14 protein-coding genes are annotated in these 19247 nt (G+C 51.9%); 11 read left to right on the forward strand and 3 right to left on the reverse strand.

Annotation, left to right across the window (positions count from 1 at the left end):
* Nucleotide 1: 1 nt before the first annotated feature.
* Complete coding sequence (locus OXH16_14485; GenBank protein ID MCY3682606.1) at nucleotides 2–586, reverse strand: hypothetical protein; 585 nt, start codon at nucleotides 584–586, stop codon at nucleotides 2–4.
* A 161-nt stretch (nucleotides 587–747) separates the two neighbouring features.
* Here OXH16_14485 and OXH16_14490 point away from each other — a divergent pair, with 161 nt between their 5' ends.
* From OXH16_14490 to OXH16_14540, 11 genes are all read left to right on the forward strand, one after another.
* Nucleotides 748–1539, forward strand: a complete 792-nt coding sequence (locus OXH16_14490; protein MCY3682607.1) for a phytanoyl-CoA dioxygenase family protein — start codon at nucleotides 748–750, stop codon at nucleotides 1537–1539.
* A gap of 15 nt (nucleotides 1540–1554) precedes the next feature.
* Nucleotides 1555–2559 (forward strand): zinc-binding alcohol dehydrogenase, encoded by a 1005-nt coding sequence (locus OXH16_14495; protein MCY3682608.1) that lies wholly within the window; start codon nucleotides 1555–1557, stop codon nucleotides 2557–2559.
* Between the two features lie 16 nt (nucleotides 2560–2575).
* Complete coding sequence (locus OXH16_14500; protein MCY3682609.1) at nucleotides 2576–3628, forward strand: Gfo/Idh/MocA family oxidoreductase; 1053 nt, start codon at nucleotides 2576–2578, stop codon at nucleotides 3626–3628.
* The gene (locus OXH16_14505) at nucleotides 3625–4719 is read left to right on the forward strand and encodes a glycosyltransferase family 4 protein (protein ID MCY3682610.1); all 1095 of its coding nucleotides are present in this window, start codon (nucleotides 3625–3627) and stop codon (nucleotides 4717–4719) included. The genes OXH16_14500 and OXH16_14505 overlap by 4 nt, the downstream gene beginning before the upstream one ends.
* Nucleotides 4698–5525: a DUF3473 domain-containing protein gene (locus OXH16_14510; GenBank protein ID MCY3682611.1), complete on the forward strand. Its 828-nt coding sequence runs from the start codon at nucleotides 4698–4700 to the stop codon at nucleotides 5523–5525. The genes OXH16_14505 and OXH16_14510 overlap by 22 nt, the downstream gene beginning before the upstream one ends.
* Before the next feature lie 181 nt (nucleotides 5526–5706).
* A complete protein-coding gene (locus tag OXH16_14515; protein MCY3682612.1) occupies nucleotides 5707–6681 on the forward strand; it encodes a GDP-mannose 4,6-dehydratase in 975 nt (324 codons plus the stop codon).
* A gap of 101 nt (nucleotides 6682–6782) precedes the next feature.
* Entirely contained in the window at nucleotides 6783–7901 is a 1119-nt protein-coding gene (locus tag OXH16_14520; GenBank protein ID MCY3682613.1) for a glycosyltransferase, read from the forward strand.
* Nucleotides 7898–8593: a methyltransferase domain-containing protein gene (locus OXH16_14525; GenBank protein ID MCY3682614.1), complete on the forward strand. Its 696-nt coding sequence runs from the start codon at nucleotides 7898–7900 to the stop codon at nucleotides 8591–8593. Before OXH16_14520 ends, OXH16_14525 begins: the two co-directional genes overlap by 4 nt.
* 62 nt (nucleotides 8594–8655) lie before the next feature.
* Nucleotides 8656–10164: a glycosyltransferase family 39 protein gene (locus OXH16_14530; GenBank protein ID MCY3682615.1), complete on the forward strand. Its 1509-nt coding sequence runs from the start codon at nucleotides 8656–8658 to the stop codon at nucleotides 10162–10164.
* Between the two features lie 12 nt (nucleotides 10165–10176).
* Nucleotides 10177–15849 (forward strand): C25 family cysteine peptidase, encoded by a 5673-nt coding sequence (locus OXH16_14535; protein ID MCY3682616.1) that lies wholly within the window; start codon nucleotides 10177–10179, stop codon nucleotides 15847–15849.
* A 12-nt stretch (nucleotides 15850–15861) separates the two neighbouring features.
* Nucleotides 15862–17346: an alkaline phosphatase family protein gene (locus OXH16_14540; protein MCY3682617.1), complete on the forward strand. Its 1485-nt coding sequence runs from the start codon at nucleotides 15862–15864 to the stop codon at nucleotides 17344–17346.
* Between the two features lie 7 nt (nucleotides 17347–17353).
* Here the strand turns inward: OXH16_14540 and OXH16_14545 are convergent, their stop codons facing one another.
* A complete protein-coding gene (locus tag OXH16_14545; protein MCY3682618.1) occupies nucleotides 17354–18238 on the reverse strand; it encodes a carbohydrate kinase in 885 nt (294 codons plus the stop codon).
* Nucleotides 18238–19221 (reverse strand): Gfo/Idh/MocA family oxidoreductase, encoded by a 984-nt coding sequence (locus tag OXH16_14550; protein ID MCY3682619.1) that lies wholly within the window; start codon nucleotides 19219–19221, stop codon nucleotides 18238–18240. The genes OXH16_14545 and OXH16_14550 overlap by 1 nt, the downstream gene beginning before the upstream one ends.
* Nucleotides 19222–19247 lie beyond the last annotated feature (26 nt).

Raw genomic sequence — 19247 nt, forward strand, 5'->3', positions numbered from 1 at the left:
TTCATGTATTGAGCATATAGCCAAAAATGAGAAACGCAACCCCGGCTCCCACAACACTACCCACCAGAATCTGAGATACAGAATGAGCCTGTAATACGAACCGCGCCCACGAAACCAGACCCGCGGGAACAACAGCCCACCAGCTACCATAAAGCGCGATCACCACACCACAGGCAGCCCAAAGACCCATGGCGTGTAAGCTGATTTTCCACTGCATCGTTATCAACAGCGCGACAGTGCCCAGAACGGCGACACAGACCATCAGCGCGTACAGCGCGGGCGGCGAGTGTATCAGATACAGAACACCAACACCCACCCAGGAACTCGCAAAATAAAAGAAAAGCGGTCGCAGCCGGTCGCGGCGTTCTGGAATAAACAACTCGCTAATCTCACCCCAGCGACGCAGGTACAGCACCACGAGCCAGGGCGCGAAAACAGTAAAAAAAAGCGCGATCAAAACACACAAAACAATCCAGGTACCCGAACCAGACGCCTCAAAGGACACCAGCACAATCACAACCCCCAGCACAAACACGGGATTTAAAACCCGAGAAATGTACAGGGCAAATTTCTCTTTATTAACCATAAGCCTTCCCATCATTTCATACAAAATAACGAACCCTGCTCAGAAAATCAAAACCCAAGTTTTTGCTCTCGGATACGATACCTTGACAACACCTTTTCATTGAACTATTTTGCTGACATTATCCACTGATTTGGCAAAGGATTAGAAAAGAGGAGCATAACATGACACCTGAAACAGCCCTGAAAACGCGGAAAAACATGCTCCGCGATGGGTACTGCGTCATAGACGATATTTTGACAGACGGGTTCATCGAAGAACTGCGCGGTGAGTCCGAGCGACTAATCGCCAATCACATTGAGCATGAGGAATTTAGATATCAAGGGCAACACGTGAATGTGCGCGGTGAAGACAATCCAATCATCCAAAAGCTGCTGGAATGGGAACCATCGCGGCGGGCACTCGAACAACTGGGCTTCGGAGATTTCCAAACCGGTGGCGGCATCATCATCCTCACCAAAGAACCCAAAGGTCCACCGCTCTACTGGCACCAGGACTGGATGCAATGGAACGACCCCATCAGTTGCTCTCCCTGGCCGCAGATCATATTTTTAAACTACTATCTAACCGATACAGCAGTAGAAAACGGCTGTTTGAAAGTCATCCCCGGCACCCATCTCAAGCGCATACCACTCCACGATCAACTGGTGCCCGCACACGAACAGGGCGCCCGATTTATAGAAGAAACGCATCCCATCATGTTCAGTGACCATCCAGATGAGGTCAATGTACCCGTCTCTGCACGCTCGCTGGTTCTGGGCGATGCCCGCATCCTGCACTCTGCCGGAAGAAATTACACAGACGAGCGCAGAACCCTGATTCTCGCCTGGCACAGACGCCCCACCATCGATGTACCGGACTACTGGGAAGGGGATATCCCCGAAGTCATAGCCAACCGCGACCCCGATCAAAAATACGAGGGATCGCGCATCCCCGGCAAATACCTCAAACCGTAAAAAAAAGGGCATAGTATGCAAGCCACAGCACTCATCACCCATGAGGGGCCCACCTTTGCCTGCGAAGACATCATCCTTCCCGATCCACGCCCCGACCAAATCGCGGTACAAACCCGGTATTCCGGCGTCAGCATCGGCACGGAATTTGCAGCCATCACCCGAAAGCTCGACTACGGACCCTATCCCCTGTGTACGGGCTATCAAGCCGTCGGCACTGTCGAACACGTCGGCAAAGATGCGACCGGCTTCGCTGTTGGCGACCGCGTCTATTACCGCTGGAACCGCGTCTTCTCCCTCGCTGCATCTGGCCAGAAAGTCTCTGCCAGCCAGGGCGCACACACCTCTGCCGCAATCCTGGACACGCAGGGACCGCGAGCCTTTGTCGCCCACCTGCCCGAAGGCGTCGATGAAGCCGCCGCCAGCTTATTCGTCATGCCCGCCGTGGGACTCAACGGTGTGGATATGGCCAACCCCCGAATGGGCGACCGCGTTGTCGTGTACGGCTGTGGTCTCGTCGGCCTTGGCGTCGTCGCTGCATGCAGCCACCGGGGCTGTGAAGTCATCGCCATAGACCTGGAGGCCAACCGCCTCGACATCGCACAAAAACTCGGCGCCGATCATCTCATTCAGAGCACAGATGCAAACCAGGCTGTCCGCGGCATCGCCCCCGACGGTGCCGATGTCGTCTTCGAATGCACGGGCATACCCGCCTGCATTGACCCGGCCATCGCCCTTTGCCGCACCCATGGCACCTTCATTCTTCAGGGCAACTACGGCCGCCACCCCATCTCTTACAACTTTTTACCGCCCCACGGGAAACGCCTCACCATGTACTATCCCTGCAACGATGGCGAAGCCCCCTGTCGCCGCGCCGTCATCAAAAACATGGGCACTGGCGTTCTTCCCTGGCATCACACCATCACCCATGAAGTCGCATCTTCAGACGCGCCGGGACTTTATCGAGACATCCTCAACGGCGAAGACAAAAACATTATCGGTGCTGTCATCAGGTGGTTCTAAAAAAGGAGCAATCACAATGGATAACTTAAAAGTTGGAATTATCGGCCTGGGTGGCATTGCCCGATCTCACTGCGATGCCATTGAAACCCTGGACAATGTCGAAATCGTCGCCGTTGCCGACCTCATTGAGGAAAAGCGTCGCGAATACATGGGCAAATACGATATCCCCAAAGGCTATCCCTCCCACACCGACCTCTTGAAGGACCCCGAAATCAATGCGGTCGCCATCACTCTTGGCCACCAGCTCCACCATCGCCTCACCGTTGATGCCTGCAAAGCTGGCAAACACGTCCTGGTGGAAAAACCCATGGCCATCAGCCTGGAACAGTGCGACAACATGGTCGCTGCTGCAGCCGATAATGGGGTCAAACTGATGGTCGGCCTGACGCAGCACTATTACGGCACCAGCATCAAAGCAAAAGAAATACTGGACTCTGGCGCACTGGGGCCCATCATCACCGCCGTGTGTTATATGTCCAAAAACTGGAGCTACGCCGGTCGCCGTCCGCAGTACCGCAGCCGCTATCACGGCGGGGGCATGTGGTTGACCAATGGCGTACACGTAGTAGATCGCCTCACCTGGATGATCGGTTCACAGGCTGTATCTGTCTCAGCCTCTATTGGAACCCGCGCCCACTATCAGGCTGCAGATGACTCTGCCACGGCCTTTGTCCGGTATAAAAACGGCCTGGCAGGCATTGCCGTAGCCGTTGGATTTGCAGATGGTGCGCCCGACCACGAATGTCATGTCATCTGTGCAAATGGCACACTGCGCTTTTCCGAACACGGCGGAAAATACGTCAAAGTCGGAAAAAACAATCAGTGGGAGAACGTCCCCTTCGACGAGCCGCCCTCGACCATGCACAACGAGTGGAAAGCCTTTGCCGAAGCCATCGCCCTGGACATTGAACCACCTACCCACGGGGAATGGGCGCGTCACATTATGGAAATCCTGTTCGCCGCCGAACAATCTGCTATCACCGGTCGAGAAGTCGCATTGGAAAGCGGACCGGGCTGGTTCAGCCAGCATTCTGGCTCGCCCGTGACAACGCAACACGGCTGGATATGAAAATTTTGTTTATCGCGCAGTATGGCCCCTTAGCTGCCAGCAGCCGCACGCGGGTTTTCGATTATCTGCCCCTATTGCGTAGAGCGGGCATCACCTGTGATGTCAGAGTCGTGACTCCCGATGACCTGATCAAACGCAATACCAGAGGCATTTTCTCGCGTATTCTGTACTATGTTCTGTCCTATTGTCGCGCCTTATGGACAGGATGGACTTGCGTTTTCACAGCACCACAATACGATGCCATACTGATACAAAAAGCGTTATTTTCCTTTCCCATACCGCGCCTGTTGCGCCGGTACAAACACAAAATATTTTTCGATTTTGACGACGCTATCTTTACACTTGAAAACCCCAACGCGGGATGGATCAACCGGTTGCGAACCCGGCGGCGCGCAACGGGCGTACCCGCAATGCTACAAACAGCACACTGCGCGATAGTAGAAAATGCCTACACCGCTGAATTTGCAGCCCGTTATTGCCCTCGTGTTTCACAAATCACGGGACCTATTGATACCGCGCGTTATATCCCTGAAAAAAAAACAGAGGATGAGAAAATCGCACTGGGATGGATTGGGAGCCAGTGGACAACGCGGTATCTGGACATGATTCGAGACCCATTGGCCAGCCTCGCGCGGCAATATCCCAATTTGGAGTTGCGTTTGATTGGCGCGGGTGACTTTGCTGTATCCGATCTGCAAATTGCGCGCCTGAGCTGGGCTCTGGAAACCGAAGTTGGTTATTTACAGACATTTGACATTGGCCTGATGCCCCTGCCCGACGATCCTTTTACGCGGGGCAAGGGAGGGTACAAATTGCTGCAATACATGGCCTGCGGATTGCCCGTAGTGGCCAGTCCAGTCGAAATCAACCGCGAAATCGTCACCCATGGAGAAACCGGATTTTTGGCTGAAACAGACGCCGAGTGGATCGAATTTTTGGGGACATTAATCGAAAATAAAACTCTGCGCAATCGCATGGGAACTGCTGGCCGCGCCCGTGTGGTCGCGCATTACGCACTCGAAAAAAGCAGCGACCAATTGCTGGCTCTTCTGCAGCGGAGCAGACACCAATGCAACACGCTTTCACAGTAGATGTCGAAGATTGGTACCAGGGCATACCGATCTCCAATCAGATATCCGCGCAAAGCGAGCCACGCCTTGAGAGCAGTTGCCATCACTTACTCGATATCATGACAGAATACGATGTCCTCGGCACGTTTTTTGTCCTGGGACCAGTAGCGCAGCACTATCCCAACTTAATACGCCGCATAGCCCGCGAAGGTCACGAATTGGGATGCCACGGGTGGTCTCACGACCTGATCTATGAAATGACGCCCGAGCGATTTCGGGAAGAAACACAGCGAGCCTCTGATGCAATCTCCAATATAACGGCGCAACCCGTAACCGCCTATCGTGCGGCCTATTTCTCCATTACAGCGCGATCATTATGGGCTCTGGATATCTTGGCAGAACTCGGTTTTCAGTGCGACTCGAGTATTTTTCCCGTGCATAACTGGCGCTATGGAATACCCGATTTTGATTTGACACCGCGTATTGTAAAAACCACCTCAGGATCAATTTGCGAAATTCCGATGTCTGTGCGCCAGGTGGGAAAAATGCGATTGCCCGTAACCGGAGGCGCGTATTTCAGGCTATTTCCCTATTTTGTGAGCCGTGCAAATATGCGAGCTGTGGCCAAACAGCGGCGGGCTGTGATCTTTTATCTACATCCGTGGGAACTCGACCCCGATCATCCACGGATCGCATTTTACTGGAAAGCGCGCTTGACGCACTACGCCAATTTGAAAGCCACAGAACCTCGATTGCGGCGATTATTGACCGATTTCTCTTTTTGTCCGCTGCGTGAAATTGCAATGCAAACGAGAAAAGACGGATGAGGTCATAAGACCCCACCTGCAGAAGGTGCGTTTCACGTCAGGTTTCTAATTGCCTTTAAGCATTCGAGACCTTATATTTAGATGTTTTTGGGTGGGATACTGTGTCCTGGGATGTATAAAGAGTGGGGATTGTATTTGTGGGAAGATATGTCCCGCTCGGCAATGGGAAAGGAATGAATACATGAGGTTTTTGGTTACGGGCGGTGCGGGTTTTATTGGCTCACATCTGGCCGAACGGCTCTTGAAGCAAGACCACGAAGTTTTTGTTTTAGACGATCTTTCAACTGGAGATCTGGACAATGTGCGGCACCTCGAAGGGAATCCGCGGTTTCAAATGAAAGTGGGCACAGTGCTCGATCCAGAAACGCTCAGACCCTTAGTCGATTGGAGTGATGTCATTTATCATCTCGCAGCGGCTGTAGGTGTGAATTACGTCATCAACCACCCATTGCAGTCTTTAACCACGAATATCCGGGGCACCGAACTCCTGTTGGAATTGGCAAATAAAAAGAAAAAACGAGTACTTTTGGCTTCGACCTCAGAGGTTGCGGGAAAGAAAAACGGCAAAGCGACATTTAGTGAAGACGATGATCGCTTATTGGGACCAACAACTGTTGCACGATGGAATTATTCAACCTCCAAAGCCGTTGGTGAAATGCTGGGATTGGCTTATTGGAGAGAGAAAAAATTGCCCGTGATCATGGTGCGATTCTTCAATGTAATTGGTCCCCGGCAAAGTGCAGAATACGGCATGGTGGTGCCCCGATTCATCAAGCAGGCATTGTTAGGACATCCCATTACGGTATATAACGATGGCGAGCAACGGCGGTGTTTTACCGATATAGAAGATGCCTTAGATGGATTGACAGCATTGATGGAACACGACCAGACGCCGGGCGAAATTTTCAATTTGGGCGGCAACCACGAGACCAACGAGATTTGTATCAAGGGTCTCGCAGAAAAAATTAAAGCACTGACGGAAAGCCATTCACCCATTGAATTTGTACCTTATGACAAGGCATTTGCAAAGGGTTCATACGAAGACCTCAATTATCGCGTTCCCGATTTGACCAAGATCAAAAAATTAACGGGCTATAACCCCAAAATCAGTTTGGATACCACATTGCGGCGCATTATTGAATACTACGAATCGTGATGCCCGCTTTACTTTTTTTCATAAACGGCGTTTGCATTGCCCCCTGGGAAGTGTAAACGCCAATTTTTGTTATGCATCGACGCCCCAAAATACTCCATACCATGACCTGGCTTGCGCCCGGTGGTGGCGCAGACCGAAATGTGTATCTTTCGATGAAGGACATGCGAAAGGATTACGAGATACACCTCGCCGTTGGACGGCAAATAGAGCGGGACGATTTGTTAAAACTACACGGGGTTGTCGCGCATATATGTCCATATTTAGACCGGGAAATCAGACCCTGGCGCGATTTTCGCGCGCTATTGTGGTTCATGCGATTAATTCACCGCGAGCGATTTGATCTGGTTCACACCCATGAAAGCAAAGCGAGCTTGCTCGGGCGCCTCGCCGCGCGATTGGTCGGCTGCAAGCATATCATCTACGGGCTTCACGGTGTGGTTTTTAACGATCCAGTCAACCGCATCAAACGACAATTCTACATCGCGCTCGAAAAAATGACGATATGGGCTTGCGATTTGATCATAGCCGTTGGTCGAGACGCAATTCGGCACTATCATCGGGAAAACATCGGTCGCAGCATTCCCCATCAGATCGTTTATAGCGGCATCGATGTGACAGAATTTGAACGGCGTCTGAACAACGTAAAAAAAGACGCATTTAGGCGCCACATAGGCATTCCCGACAACGCCCCCCTACTCATCAATATCGGCCGTTTTTCACCCGCCAAAGCACAACATTATACCATTGAAGCATTTGCCAGATTGCAATGCCCCAGAGCCAGATTATTATTGGTAGGGGAAGGGCCCGAACGCGCAGCTTGTGAGCGGCTTTGCGCCGACTTAGGCATCGCGGATCGGGTTATTTTTGCGGGATTTTTTCAGGATATTACACCTGCATACGCGATTGCCTCTGTACATGTCCTTTCCTCTTTGCGCGAGGGCTTGTCCGGCGTTGCTGTGGAAGCATCCCTCGCGCGGGTGCCTACAGTATCGTTCGAAGTGGAAGGCATACGAGAGATTATAACGCATGGACACTCGGGTTTTGTCGTGCCACAAGGCGATATCAAATCAATGGTGACGTATCTGGAAAAATTGATCGAAGACTCTCAGATGTGTCACACATTTGGAGAACGCGCATACCAGCACGCGATTGCGCGATGGGATCACCGCGTTATGGTGCAAAAATTGGATACAATTTACCGACAAAGGCTCAAAAAATGAAATCGCGCAAAGTAGGGCACGGTCGCGCCAGCAGTTCGTCAACGCGGGCTGTCGGGCAGTTTTTTGATATTTATGCCAAAAATTTTGATGCGATCTACGGGCATACAGGACATCGAAGCGCGCTCGGCAGATGGGTAGATCGCACATTTCGGCAGGTGATGATGCGGCGTTTTGAGGAAACGCTTCAACAAACAAAAAAACAAGAGATTCATTCTGTCTTAGATATCGGGTGTGGCCCGGGACGATACACGGCTGCGTTTGCACTTCAAGAAAAAGAAGTCGTGGGGGTAGATATGGCCGAAGAAATGCTAAAAATCGCACGGGACAATATCGACGCGCTCAATGTGACAGCAGACCTCGTTCTGGGCGATTATCTATCTGTCCATTTTGATCGGGTATTTGACGCGGCGTGTTTGATGGGATTTTTTGATTATATTGAAGATCCCGTACCGATCTTAAAAAAATTGGGTACAGAAGTGACGGGCGAGTTTTACGCGAGCTTTCCAAAAGTGGGCGGTTTTTTGGCGTGGCAGCGGCACATCCGATACCGCCTGCGAAGATGCCCGCTGTGGTTATACAGCAAACAAGAGGTTGAAAACGCACTGATTGCAAGCGGATTTACCGGATGCTACGAAATACGAGATTTTGGACGCGACTGGTATGTGGTCGTCCAGATGCAGAACACCTGTTGAACCACCATCTCCCAAAAAATCAGAGTCATTTTTTATCACCCATGTCAAAAGGTCTCACATTTTTGAAATTATGCACCGCCGTGGCTTTTGCAATACTGGCGTGGATCGCTTCGGGCATCTCGTTATTAGACGATGATTGGGGCCATCTCAAGTTGGCATCCAAAGGCTTTGTCTTCGCTTTGACAACCGGATGGGAGGGACTGGTCGGGCAAGGTGGATATTATCGCCCAATGGTCGTTTTATCGTTCTATCTGGACTATTTAATCGGCGGTTACACGCCCGCTATTTATCACATCCACAATATCGCGATTCACGCGGGATGCGCGTATCTCATTTTTTTATTCGCGCGATACCTCTCCACAGACCGCGTGGTAGCCTGGGGTGCTACGCTTTTGTTTTTTGTTCTGCCCATTCACACCGATTCTGTTTTCTGGATCGTCGGGCGAACAGATCTCTTGTGTGCGTTATTCTATTTAGGTTCACTGATTTTATTTTTAGAATATATGGAGCGCGGTTCTACCGGCGCGTTATTGGGACTTGCCGCTTGCAGTGCGCTTGCTTTTTTGTCCAAAGAAATGGCAGTATCCCTACCCATTGCACTCGCGGCACTCAGCGCGTATCGCAAAACGTGGAAAACAGCACCAGCGCGGCGCGGATTGGCTGTTGTCTGTATCGCATTGCTGGCATATTTTGGCGTCCGATGGCTCGTGCTGGGCAGCGTATTGGGGGGGACACCCCGCGTATCAATTATAGATTGGGCGCGCGACGGCGTAAAAGCAGTAGCAAAATTTGGGATGAGTGATATCTGGTGGCTGGGCATTGCATTGGTGGTCGGAAGTGCAGGGATTTTTATTTATCAACATGGTCGCGGCATCCTGCGCAAATTTTGTCGCCCATTCTCCCTGCTCCTGATCTTCCTCCTCGGCGTGAGCCTCGCCCCGGCATTGGGGCATTTGCACAACTGGTATTTGTATCTGCCCTCCGCCTTCTTTTGTCTGGGTATCTCTACTATCTGGCTAAACAAAAAACAGCCTGTTCTCTTTACTCTCTTTGCCGTTCTAATTCTGTATTACGGGGTAGTGATCGGACGCGAGGGCTTTTTCTGGCGCGAAGCTTCGCAAATGAGCGAAAATGCGATTGCCAATTTGATGCCCCATGCCCGGGCAACCACCGGCACGTTATTCGTCTGCAACGTGCCCTCGGCGTGGACACCCCCCGGTGCGTTCAGTGGCAAACCGCTATTTGCTTATGCACTCAAAAATGCACTTGCCATGCGGTCGTCTCAACCGTTGCAAGCTGAAATCACAATGGTAAATCACGTCTGGTTGACAGGTGATTTTGCGTGTCGCATTCACAGGACAAATACGGGTTTTGATCTGGCAATTGCAAAAGGCGGCTTCTTTTCGTTTCACAGCAAGGGACGGGGACAAACACCGCCTTTTGAAATTGTCCAAATGTGGGGGCGTGTGGCGATACACGCAACCGATTCTCTCTCAGTTGCGCTGAATATGCAGCCGGAGGATCGCGTGGTAATTTATAACAAAGGTAAATTTGAGAAATTGTGGCCGTAAAAAGGTGCGATCATGAAAACTTTCTGGCATAACATCCCCGCAATAACTTTGCTAATCGCAACGAGCATCGCACATGCGGGAGATGTGCGCGTGATGGCAACGGGTGAAAACTGGGTGGAAATTGTGGTTGATGCATCCGATCTATCTGTCACTTCAGAATCTCCTTATGATCGCATAGACGTGCCGGGATGGACGTGGTTGCACCAGCCCGGGGCACCTGCTGTACCTGTGCGCGGCGCAACGCTGGGCATGCCTTATGGCTCTCGTGCGGTCGTTCAAGTACTCGATGCAAACTATGAGGAAATCGAAGACCTGGACCTAATGCCCGTGCCACAGATGCAATTACTGGGATCTGAGCAACATCCGTTTTCGAGATCGATTTACCTGAAGAACCAGACAATTTACGACACGCCGGGATTTTATCCCGGTACAGAAGCCGTTGTGGCACACACGGGCATCTTGCGCGATCAACAAATCGCGATTCTGTCTTTGCGTCCCGTGCAGTATGACCCCGTCCAGCGCAGACTTCGGATCGCGCGACAGTTGCGCGTGCGCATATCATTTGTCTCGGATGAAACGCTTCCCTCTATTCGGCTTTTGAGAGACACAGACGATTTTGAGCCTATCTATCAAAAGGGATTGCTCAACCCCGAGCAGGCGCGCTTTTGGCGCGGGCGGCGCATTCGCGCGACAAAGCGCGTACAGGATTGGTACGATCCCACAACTACGTATTACAAAATCAGAATATTTGAAGATGGTCTCTACCGATTGGATGCGCGCTGGTTCTCCGAATCCGGCATTGTATTGGCACCGGGAGATTTGGATCAATTACAGATATTTTTAGACGGGGAAGAAATCCCGCTACTCATCGAAGATGGTGGAGACGGCGTATTAGATGCGGGCGATGGCGTGCTGTTTTGGGGTGTATTTCGGCGCGCGCCAGATCGAGATTTTGAAAGCGATTACGGCAAAGAGCGCGTCTATTTCCTGCGTATTGGTCGAGAATCTGGCTCGCGATATACACACGCTGAGGATACATCTACCAATGAGATTTTGACGCATTTCTGGTCTCGCAAACACGTTGAAATCGATTCTATCTACGAAGCCCTGGGACATGCGCGAAATGCCAACCGCGATCACTGGTTCTGGCAGCGCACTGCATCCCCGTCTCGCCCGGGCGATATGCCCACAGACGTCGTAATGCCCGTGCCTTTACCGGGGCTGGCGAGTGAAACAAGTGGCAACGCACAAATCCGTCTGGGCATGCATTCGTTGACCCTGAACCAGAACATAAACCCCGATCACTACGCTGTCATACAAATTCAAGATGGACCGCTCATCTCAGAAGAGCGCTGGGACGGACAGGACGCCCATATCGCGACGGGCACAGTACCTGTATCGGCATTATCAGATACCACATACGTGGTATTGCGAACGCCCGGCGATCCCTCGTTTCCACTTGAACCGGTTCCCTACGTCGATCACGTGTATTTCAACTGGGTGGAGATTACCTATCCGCAGCGCTTTGAGGCTATAGATGGTATGCTGCGTTTTAACCCGGGCATTGTGCTTTCGCCGCGCGCAATCTCCATTGCCAATTTTGAACGCGAACGGGTTAGAGTCTTGAATTTGGACAAGCACAAGATCATCGGCACAGCGCGGGATGACGAGAGGATTAGAATTGAGATTGCCGAAAGTGGCAATTTTGTCGCGGTAGATGAAACAGCGGTAAAAACACCTGAAATCGCAGAACGCGATACCCCCTATGATTTGCGCGGATTCTCTGGCGCGGATTACGTGATTATTGCAGGTGCGGATTTTATGGATGCTGCCGAGCGCCTGGCAGCACATCGGCAGAGGCAAGAGTTATCCACGCTAGTGGTCAATATAGCCGATGTATATGACGAATTTTCCTTTGGACAAGTCGATGCCGAGGCCATTCGCCGTTTTGTACAATACGGATTTCACACATGGGCAAAACGCCCCGTACACGTATTGTTATTCGGAGAATTCAGCTTTGATTATCGCAATTTATTTGGGCAAAACTGGATTGCGCGTCACAACCTCGTACCGGGCATGCCCTTTCAATCTCCCAACCGCGGTCTATCATTTACCGATGAGTTTTTTGGGCGGGTAGATGATGATTTGTTTATGGATGTATTTATAGGGCGATTTTCCGTACGCCGCGTATCGCAGGCCAATACAATTGTGCAAAAAGTAATCGCTTATGACGAAACACCGTCCGTGCAATGGCGCAACCGCATCACGCTAATGGCAAATTGGGATGCACAGGACCCGTCCAAATTTATCGCGCCGAGTGATACGCTGGCAAAAATTACGCACGCTATCGGGCTGGAGAATTTCAAGGTATATCACGACGCAGATACGCCGCCTGAACCCAATGCCTCATCCCGCGAAGTTATTCGGCAGATCAACGAGGGGCGTCTGATTGTAAATTTTATGGGCCACGGCAGCGCTTCATCAATGTCCAGATATTTTGCCGGAACATTTCAGCAAGGCGCATTCAATTACCTGAGCCAGATTCAAAATGCTGAACGCCTGCCTCTGTTTATCGGAATGTCGTGTCTCAATGGATTATACTGGGATCCGCGCATCATCAGTTTGGCTGAAGAAATGACCAACAAACCCGATGGCGGCGCAATAGCATACATATCCGCGTCTTCCCTCTCTTTTATTCGCATTAACAACCAGCTCAACACAGCGCTATTCCGGCACATATTTGAAAATGGCGTGCTGGCTTTCGGTCAGAGCCTCGCACTGGGTAAAATGACCGAACTCGCTGTTCTCCCCTCGAGCGAACTGGGACTGGTGGGAATGAATTTGATCGGCGATCCGGCACAACAAATCGCAGTACCGCAAAGCCCGGATTTTGTACTTGGCGATGCGGCGTTGCAATTAGACCGGCAAGGCGAACTAACCACGGGGGACTCGGTTCGGGTAACGCTGCATGTGGAAAACTGGGGCATTTCCCCTGGTCGCAGCGTAGATATCATCCTGATTGATCGCAACCTGGATTCCGCCGAGGTGGATACCTTATTCATGGCGGCTTTACCGCCTTTTGGAATACGCGATAGTGTGACAGTGCTCTGGCGTCTCAAAAATCGCTCTGGACGCCATATCTTAGAAGCGATAGCCGACCACGCCAATGCGATTCTAGAAGGCGATGAAACAAATAATCGAACAGAGGTAGAAATCGATGTCCTCGGTGCGTTATCAGCTGTTCCCTTCTTGCCATTGCCGAGTCAGACCGTCGCAAATGCCCAGGTGGTATTGGGCGTGCGGTCTGGGGAAAATCATTTCCATCTAACGGGCGAATTTGAGCTGAATAGATCTGGCGACTTTCAAGATACCGCGACAATGCGCTCGGGCAACGTGGCCACCGCCGAGGGCATTATTTTATGGCGACCGACGGATTTGCGTGCGGGGCCTTATTTTTGGCGCGCCCGATTATCCGATGGACAGACAACGGGACCCTGGTCCGATGTGCGACATTTCGTGGTAACATCCTCTGTACCCGAGCGGCAAGTGGTGTGGCAGCAAAACGGCGCTACTGCATTATCGCGCGGCACAGGCGAAGATGTCGTGTTATCTGATGGCGGTACTGTAGGGCGCACCATGTCCCCACCTCCAATCCGATTCAATGCCGCCGAAGCTTCTTTTTTGAGCGAAGGTGTGGCGGGCACAGCCGTTTTGTGTACAGACGGAACATACCTGTATGTGAAGCGATTCTATACGCCACGAGACTTGTATCCCGGCAGCGATTTGTTCGCGCGCATTGGCACGGGATTCAATGGCACGATAGCGGGGCAAAATTACGGGATCGTGACTGAAACACCTATCCAGAGCATTTCTGCGACATTTCACAGCGATGGGTTTATCTATGCCGAACACCGCACAGCGCGCTCCCTCCTGCGTATTTCGCCCGTCACTGGACAGATCGATACCGTTGAAGTGCCCGACCGCTTGCTGGATTTGTTCCGCGGATTGCCCTTTGATGCCCATGCGTTAATTACCTCTGACGGCGAGTTTATCTACAACGTCTCTGCAGGCGTCAATGGCGTGCGACGCGGTGGATGGACCGTGCGCGTATTCGATCCGGCCAATGCCTGGCGCGTCGTGCGACAATTTACCGTACAGCCAACAGAAACGGGATTTGGATATCTGTTTACGGATGGCGCAATTGCCGATGGACAGTTTATCTACTTAATCGAATTTGGCACGGGAATGACGCACCGCGTGCGCGTGGTAGATGCACATACCGGGGCATTCGTCGAAGAATTTGAAAGCGATCAGGCACAGACAGATATTTTGGGTGGGCAATTTGATTGGGTAAACAACGCGGTGTGGTTGGGACAATTGCGCGGAGGCATGATATATCGATATCCAGGGCAGAGCTTGCCCGATTTTGGCACCTTAACATCTGAACCAATTGGACCGGCGAGTGCGTGGCATACAGTAACAACGGCATTGTCGGGCGCAGGCAAAGCCGAAGTGAATTTACTGGCCGAGGTCGATAACAATAGTTTCGCCCCATTGTCACAATGGCAAAATTTGCCGCCAGGAACACACAATTTGAGCGGTATAGCCATTCCGCGCCTAAAAATTCAGATCAAATTGTACGGAGAGGGATTAAATCCATCTCCCGGCTTGCAAACCTGGACCACCACATATCAGCCACTTTCAGATATTGGCCTGAGGAATTTGCGGGCAGAACCTTTTGAAATAACGGAACTGCAACCCGTGTACCTCCATCTCGATGTGCAAAACCGGGGACCATTAGACCTCGCTCTGGGCACATCCGTCGCCTTTTATAGCGGCGCTCCCGCGCTGGGGCGTCTGATAGGGCGCTTAGCTGTGCCCGAAGATAGCCCACTCGGACGACTCGTCCCCCTGCGCCTGGTGTGGCAAACCGCGCAGTGGGCAGGGCAACACCAGGTGACGGCTCGATTGGAAAATTTTCAGGGACAGGCGATTTTTCCCGGCCGCGAAGTAACACTTACAGAGCCAGTGCGGATTGCACCGAGTTCTGACCGCGATGTGCCAACAATTGAAATCGCGGCACTGGATGCCCTCGGCGAAGTTCGACCAGAAGATTATTTGCCCGCCCAACCGACATTTCGCATTTCCATGCGCGATACAGCCGGTATTGATTTGTCCAGCATTGGCCTATCGCTTTCGGGGACAGACGAGGCACAGGAGAGTCATTACGAATCGGAAAAAATAAAAGACCGCGCCGTTACCCCCATGACACTGTCATTTGTCTATACCCCGGACGCACTTGCCGATGGTCGTTATACGCTCAATGTCGAAGCCTCTGACAGGCTGGGAAATGGTCCTGCAAAAATTGCAATATCGTTCCAGGTCTCTTCAATATTGGCGATAGAGAACGCACTGGTCGCGCCCAACCCCGTATCCGATACCGGTCATTTTACATTTATCTTATCGCGTCCTTCAGAAGTCACCGTGCGAATTTACACCCTTGCCGGACGGCTCGTTCAGAGAATTGAAGAGCCATTTGCACGCGCCGGATACAACCAGATTTTTTGGGATGGGCGAGACGCTGACGGCCATGTGCTGAGTAATAATACGTACCTGTACACTTTGACCGCAGACAATGGCGAATCGCAGGCGCGGATTAAAGATAAAGTGATTGTATATCGATAAAGTGAAAAAATCATGAAAGTACTCGTCATAGGTCTGGATTGCGCGTCGCCCGAGCTGATCTTTCAGCGATTTCGAGATGATCTGCCCACCATTGACAACCTGATCCAGACCGGGGTTTACGGCAGCCTCAAAAGCACCATCCCGCCCATCACCATTCCCGCCTGGATGAGTATGGTAACGGGCAAAGACCCCGGCACCCTGGGATTTTACGGGCTTCGCAACCGCGCCGATTACTCCTACGACCGTCTGTCTATCGCCAACTCAACGCTCGTGCACGACGATACGGTTTGGGACATCATTTCTGCTGCGGGCAAAAAAGTAATTCTCGTAGGCGTGCCCCAAACCTATCCCCCCCAGCCAGTCAACGGCTGTCTGATCGCCTCTTTTCTCACGCCGAGCAACGACAGTCCCTATACCTATCCCGACAGCCTAAAAGCCGAAATCGAGCGCGTATCCGATGGCTACATCATCGATGTGCGCGATTTTCGCACAGATGACAAAGCGCGCTTGCTCCGAGAAATTTACGCCATGACCAAAAAGCGATTTCGCGTGACCCGACATCTCATGCAAACCCGCGAATGGGATTTTTGCATGCATGTGGAAATGGGCACAGATCGCATCCACCACGGATTCTGGCGTTTTCTGGACCAAACCCACCGAAAACACGATTCCAATTCCGAATTTGTGAACGCCATCCGCGACTATTACCGGTATCTCGATAGTGAAATCGCATCCCTGATTGATCTGGCTGGTACAGACACAGCCATCCTCCTCGCCTCAGACCACGGCGCCAAGCGCATCGATGGCGGCATCTGTATCAACGAATGGTTGATCCGCGAAGGGTATTTGACACTAAAAAAATATCCCCAGGAGCCTATGGCTTATGAGGATCTCGAAATCGACTGGACAAAAACCACAGCCTGGGGTGAAGGTGGCTATTACGCGCGCATTTTTCTCAACATTGCCGGTCGCGAACCAAAAGGCCTTGTGCCCCCCGAACAATACAATGTCTTACGCGACGAACTTTCAAAAAAAATCGTGAACATCCCCGACGACAAGGGCAATCCCCTGCCGACGAGGGTCTTCAAACCCGAGGATATTTACAGCACCATTAACAATATCCCACCCGATCTGATCGCCTATTTCGGGGACCTGCACTGGCGTTCTGTCGGCACAATAGGCCATCGCGCCATCCACACCCTTGAAAACGACACCGGACCCGACGATGCCAACCACGCCCAACACGGTATCTTTATTCTCAAAGACGGCACGCACACAGGCGAGAGATACAATCTGGAAATACGCGACATCGCACCAACTATCCTGGGCCTCATGGATATCCCCACTCCCACCGACATGCAAAGCCAGGCAATAGTCAACGCGCCCTCAACCCCCGCACCATCAGCCCCACAGCCTTCACACACAGACGACGAGGTTTATACAGAAGAAGAAAAAAAAGCACTCGAAGATCGGCTCAAAGCGCTGGGATATTTGTGATTGACCGCTAAAAAACCCGAAAATGCGCGGGCAAAGTCGGCATTCCACTATCTTTTGTCGTAACAAAACCGCCAACGGCATTGGCTTGCTCAGCACATATCTGCATCGGTGCGCCAGCGAGTAAATGCATGACAAATGCCGCCGTAAAAGCATCGCCAGCACCCACCGTATTCACGACCTGTTGTCTTTTTCCCGCCGCCTGACAAATCCCACCTTTACTCACAACCCGACATCCCCGTTCTCCCAGCGTCAAAATCACACATTGCAGGTCAAACCGCGCGAGAATACCTGACAAAAAAACATCCACGTCTTCTTCCCCACCCACATAATCGCGCAACAGAGCCACTTCCTCGTCATTTAACTTCAACACATCAGCGCGTGCTATAGATTCCCACACAATCTCGTCCGTGTGATAGTGCTGTCGAAAATTGATATCGTACACGCGCAGGCAATCCGGAGACGCCGCATCCAAAAAATTTGTAATTGCCCGACGGCTCTGCGCCTCGCGTTGATCTATCGTTCCAAAACACAAGGCGTGAGCAGATTGCGCTATCGGTGCCAATTCTGAACACCAGGTAATCGCATCCCACGCCACGCCTTCGACAATTTCATAAGTGGGTTGCCCATCGACAAGGGTCACGTTCACGCTACCCGTTGGCCGATGGACATGCACCTGCACGGCATCTATCGCCACCCCTCGTCCGCTCAAACTCTCAAGTGCTGCCTTGCCTCGCGCATCGTCTCCCACACAACTCACCATAGCAGAATGCGCGCCCAAAGCAGCCGCATGAACGGCAAAATTTGCCGGCGCGCCTCCCAATCGCTCGCCGTCGGGAAACACATCCCACAACACGGCACCAATAGCGACTACACAAGGCGGCTCACGGCGCATTACCTCGACACCTTCACGGCCTTCTTTGCAGAAGCCGAGCGATAAGCGGCCTCGGATAAACGGGCGACTTGCAAAGCGAAATCCGGCGGCGAATACCCCTCGCCATCGTTGCGGATCAGATCAAAAAATGCCTGATCCGGCGTCGTCTCCTGAATATGCGGTGGAATTTCAATTGGTTTGTCATTCAGCAAAACCGACTGCACCTGCCACTGGTGTAAATGAAATACCAGACAGCCCTTGCTTCCGTGAATAGCGATTCTCTCATCGTGATGCGCCGCATTGCCAAAGGTATTCAGCGTACCTGCTCCACCGCCTTTGAAACGCACATTGACCACCATATTGGTATCCACGGCTTTTCCCGCATTCTCCGCAAAAGCCGAGACCTCCACAGGCTCCAGTCCCGTAATCCACAATACAGAAGCGACGAGATGGCTACCCGTATCCATAAACATGCCGCCTCCCGACAACTCGGGGTCCAAACGCCAGCCGCGGATACTTCCCCAATTTTGTGTCACATAAGCCACCACGCCGCGCAACTCTCCGAGTTCCCCCCCCCGAATCAATTCACGCGCATAAACATGAGGAGCCATATAATTGCGCTGGTAAGCCACCACCAGATACAATTTCAATTTATCCGACAAATTGATCAGCGACTTGGTCTGCCGAGACGCAACAGTAAGGGGCTTCTCAACCAGAACGTGCAACCCCTTTTGCAAAGACAGGCGGGCGTGCTCATAATGCAGCGCGTGGGGTGAACTAATCAGCATGGCATCGAGCGCTTCATTCCGCACGAGTTGGCGATAATCTTCATAAAACGACGCCTCACTGCCCCACGCCTCCATCAATGCTTCCGCCTGGCTCTCATCGGGATCGACCACGCCGATAATCTCCACGCCGCCATCTGCTTTCAAACGAGGCAAATGCGCTCGTTGCATGTTGCCGCCACATCCGATCAAACCGAGGCGAATTTTCTCTTTTGACATCGCGCAGAACCTCCCGGTTTATAGTG

This window comes from Gemmatimonadota bacterium, assembly GCA_026705765.1.
In the GTDB taxonomy this organism is placed as follows: domain Bacteria; phylum Latescibacterota; class UBA2968; order UBA2968; family UBA2968; genus VXRD01.